Annotated in this window: 3 protein-coding genes and 1 pseudogene; 2 read left to right on the forward strand and 2 right to left on the reverse strand. The window is 29.7% G+C overall.

Translation table 11 applies throughout. The annotated features are described in order from the left end of the window. Window positions 1-164: 164 nt before the first annotated feature. Both AABM47_RS06265 and AABM47_RS06270 read left to right on the forward strand, forming a co-directional pair. Window positions 165-2,135 carry a DUF2779 domain-containing protein gene (locus AABM47_RS06265; RefSeq protein WP_338410071.1) on the forward strand — a complete coding sequence of 657 codons (1,971 nt, stop codon included), beginning with the start codon at window positions 165-167 and terminating at the stop codon, window positions 2,133-2,135. Continuing rightward, on the forward strand, window positions 2,132-2,491 hold the full coding sequence (locus AABM47_RS06270) for a hypothetical protein (RefSeq protein ID WP_338410072.1): 360 nt from the start codon (window positions 2,132-2,134) through the stop codon (window positions 2,489-2,491). The genes AABM47_RS06265 and AABM47_RS06270 overlap by 4 nt, the downstream gene beginning before the upstream one ends. Window positions 2,492-2,632: 141 nt before the next feature. Here the strand turns inward: AABM47_RS06270 and AABM47_RS06275 are convergent, their stop codons facing one another. Next, window positions 2,633-2,866 (reverse strand): hypothetical protein, encoded by a 234-nt coding sequence (locus AABM47_RS06275; RefSeq protein WP_338410073.1) that lies wholly within the window; start codon window positions 2,864-2,866, stop codon window positions 2,633-2,635. Window positions 2,867-3,129: 263 nt separating this feature from the next. After that, window positions 3,130-3,465: pseudogene (locus tag AABM47_RS06280) on the reverse strand (NAD-dependent epimerase); the annotation flags it as partial.

The following is a 3,465-nucleotide window of genomic DNA, read 5'->3' on the forward strand; positions in this document are numbered from 1 at the left end:
ATTTACACAACTGTTAGATACCGTTTTCACTCGACACCTTACATTGCAATTAAAAAAACAGATTCACAAATATTGTTTGGCTTTAGTTATGATTTGGGATTTAATTAATTATTATATTAAAAATGACTAGCTACAAACTGGTCTATTGTTTTAACTTATTTACTATGAAAGCACTTTCAAAATCACGTTTTAAGCAAGGATTAGAATGTCCTAATAAACTTTATTTTTCAAATAATTCCGAAGAGTATCATAACATAAAAAGTGATGATACCTTTTTGCAAGCCCTTGCAAGTGGTGGTTTTCAAATAGAAGAATATGCCCGATTACAATACCCTGGAGGGTTTTTAGTAGATGCACCCTACCATGACAATAACTATCAAGATTTGGCAAATCAAACTTCCGAGCTTCTAAAGCAAGAAAATGTAGTCATTTATGAAGCAGCTTTTTATGTTGACAATCTTTTTATTAGAACAGATATATTAGAGAAAAAAGGAAATACTATTAAATTAATTGAGGTAAAAGCAAAATCGATTAACCCTAATGATTTATATAATTTTGTTGGAAAAAATGGTGGATTGGTTAGCGGTTGGAAACCTTATCTATTTGATTTGGCTTTTCAAACACATGTAACAAAACTTTGCCTTCCAAAATTTCAAATCACTCCCTTTTTATGTTTGGTTGATAAGACTAAAACATCAACTGTAGACGGATTAAATCAATTTTTTAGAGTAAAACAAAATTCAAATAAACGAACAGGTGTTGATGTTTTGGTTACTGATAGTAGTCAAATGGGGACGAATTTGCTTCATCTTGAAAATTTATCAGAAGTAGTTTCAGGTATTCTTAATAATAATCATAACTATTATGATAATTTAAATTTTGACGAAGCAATTTCATTACTGCTAGGTATTCGAATTAAAAATTATTACCCCAATTGGCCTGCTAAATTTTCAGCTTGTAAAAAATGTGAATTTAAAAAAGATAGTTCAGAGTCTGGCAAAAATAAAAAATCGGGCTTTGAGCATTGTTTTAAAACACAATTTCATTGGTCTGACAAGGAATTTGAAAAATCAAATATTTTTAATATTTGGAACTTAAAAGACCCTAAATTGATGGAACAAGGTATTTTGTTTAAAGATCAATTAACACCAGAACACATTAAGTATAAGGAATCGGCTGGATTTCTTTCTGCCAAAGAACGACAATGGCTGCAAATAGAAAAAGAACGTTCAAACGACTTTTCAGAATATGTAGATATTGATGGATTAAAAACGGAAATGGCAACTTGGGTGTACCCTTTGCATTTTATCGATTTTGAAACTTCTACCGTACCTCTACCCTTTCATGCAGGTAGAAAACCTTATGAACAAATAGCATTTCAATTTTCTCATCATATTTATTATGAAGATGGACGAATAGAGCATGCTAACGAATATATTAACACCACACCAGGTATGTTTCCAAACTTTGAATTTATACAACATTTATATGATGCATTAATTCATGACAATGGAACAATTTTTAGATATTCCTCACACGAAAACACCATACTCAATGCCATTCGGGATCAATTAATTCAAAGTAATTATCCATTTAAAGACGTATTGATACTATTTATAGAATCTATAAGTAAACCAAAAGACAACCATACCAATCCGTGGCCTGTACCTTCACGAAATATGATAGATTTATGTGATATTATTATCAAATATTATTACAATCCCTATACTTTTGGCTCAAATTCAATAAAAAAAGTGCTGCCTGCCATTTTAAAAACCAGTGAATTTATTCAAAACAAATACGGTTTGCCAATTGGTCAAATAAATGTTTCAAGTAAAAATTTTAATTCCTCTCATATTTGGCTAACACAAGAAAATGGCGAAATCAAAAGTCCGTATGAAATGTTACCACCCGTATTTGAAAATTTAAGCGATGAAGCAATTGAAGCTACTTTATCCGATATCGAAAATATAGATGATGGAGGAGCTGCTTTAACAGCTTACGGGAAAATTCAATACACCGATATGTCAACGAACGAAAGAATGGGAATTGCCGGTGCTTTAAAGCGTTATTGTGAAGTAGATACCTTGGCAATGGTTATTATTTATGAACATTTAAACAATGAAATTTCATGAATTTAACGATTAAAACACCTGAATTTATTACTGATTTAATGAAACTTTGGTTGCTTCAATATAAAGAGACTCAACAGGACAATATAACACAACTTGGTATTTTTCATTGGGAATTTTTACCCAATAGAAGAAATCCAGATAAACCAAGAAGAATACCCAGAATTGATTTTTTTGAAGTTTTAAAAGAAGAAACTTTTAAACGAAATATTTATTTTTTAGAAATAGATGATAAAACACTTCATGTTTTTGAATCTTCAGGTTTAGATCTAGCAGGTTTAAATGTTGCTCATAAATACGACTGGGATGGAAAGCAATTCTATAACGCACCTAAAAAAATATGGTCAATGATTCGTTAATTTTATTAAACTATTTTTATAAAAAAAGTGTGCAATAAAAAAGTATAGGAGATTATTTTATCTTTAACATTTCGTTTTTATCAATCTTTCCAGTATTACAAGTTCCTGAGCAGTATGGTTTGTGTTAGTTTGATGGCACCGTCAAAAAACTTTGTAATCAGAAATCGTATTCATTATATTGTGTTGTTTTTGATAATCAAAATCTGCATAAGACACAGAATACCCTTTAGTATAGCTAACCCTTTTATCTACACCTCCAAAAGAAAACCATAATACAATTAAACTTTCTTGGTATCTAATTTCTAATAAATACTTTTTTGAATGTTTTAAACTAAATCGAATTGCTGTATTAGAGGACTTTAAAATCTTATACATATTTCTTGAATTTTGATGACTAAGGCTAAGATATAGCGAGAATACCGATTGCTCTAGAGATTGCTCGACTGGTTTAAATCCTTTTTGTTTCGATTGATTTATCTTTACTATTTTATTATAATTTAGTCATTATACCCCTGATCTCTATTTACTTATGATAAAAAGAGGTAAAATTAGATAAAAACTAAAACTTCCAGGAGGCACAAAAAAAATCCGAGCAAATTAATGTTCGGATTTTTTTATTTTTAAAAAGTATTGAAAACTTATTTCAGATTTTCAATCATTGTTTTAGTCATCAGTTTTAAATCGTATTCAGGCTTCCAATTCCAATCATTTCTAGCATCAGTATCATTAATGATTTTAGGCCATGAATCGGCTATACCTTGTCTAAAATCAGGATTATATTTAATTTTAAAATCAGGATAATATTCTTTAATGGATGTAGCCATTTCTTCTGGATTAAAGCTCATTCCTGCAATATTATATGAAGTCCTAATAGAAATACGCTCTTTAGGAGCTTCCATAAGCTCTAAAGTTGCTCTAATTGCATCATCCATATAAATCATTGGTAATGTTGTTTTAGCAGCTAAAAAGCAATC

The organism is uncultured Flavobacterium sp. (genome assembly GCF_963925415.1).
GTDB lineage: Bacteria > Bacteroidota > Bacteroidia > Flavobacteriales > Flavobacteriaceae > Flavobacterium.

Excerpts from the sequence above, each read along its gene's own strand:
- AABM47_RS06265 (WP_338410071.1), top strand. The coding sequence starts at position 165 with ATGAAAGCACTTTCAAAATCACGTTTTAAGCAAGGATTAGAATGTCCT.
- AABM47_RS06270 (WP_338410072.1), top strand. The coding sequence starts at position 2,132 with ATGAATTTAACGATTAAAACACCTGAATTTATTACTGATTTAATGAAA.
- AABM47_RS06275 (WP_338410073.1), bottom strand. The coding sequence starts at position 2,866 with ATGTATAAGATTTTAAAGTCCTCTAATACAGCAATTCGATTTAGTTTA.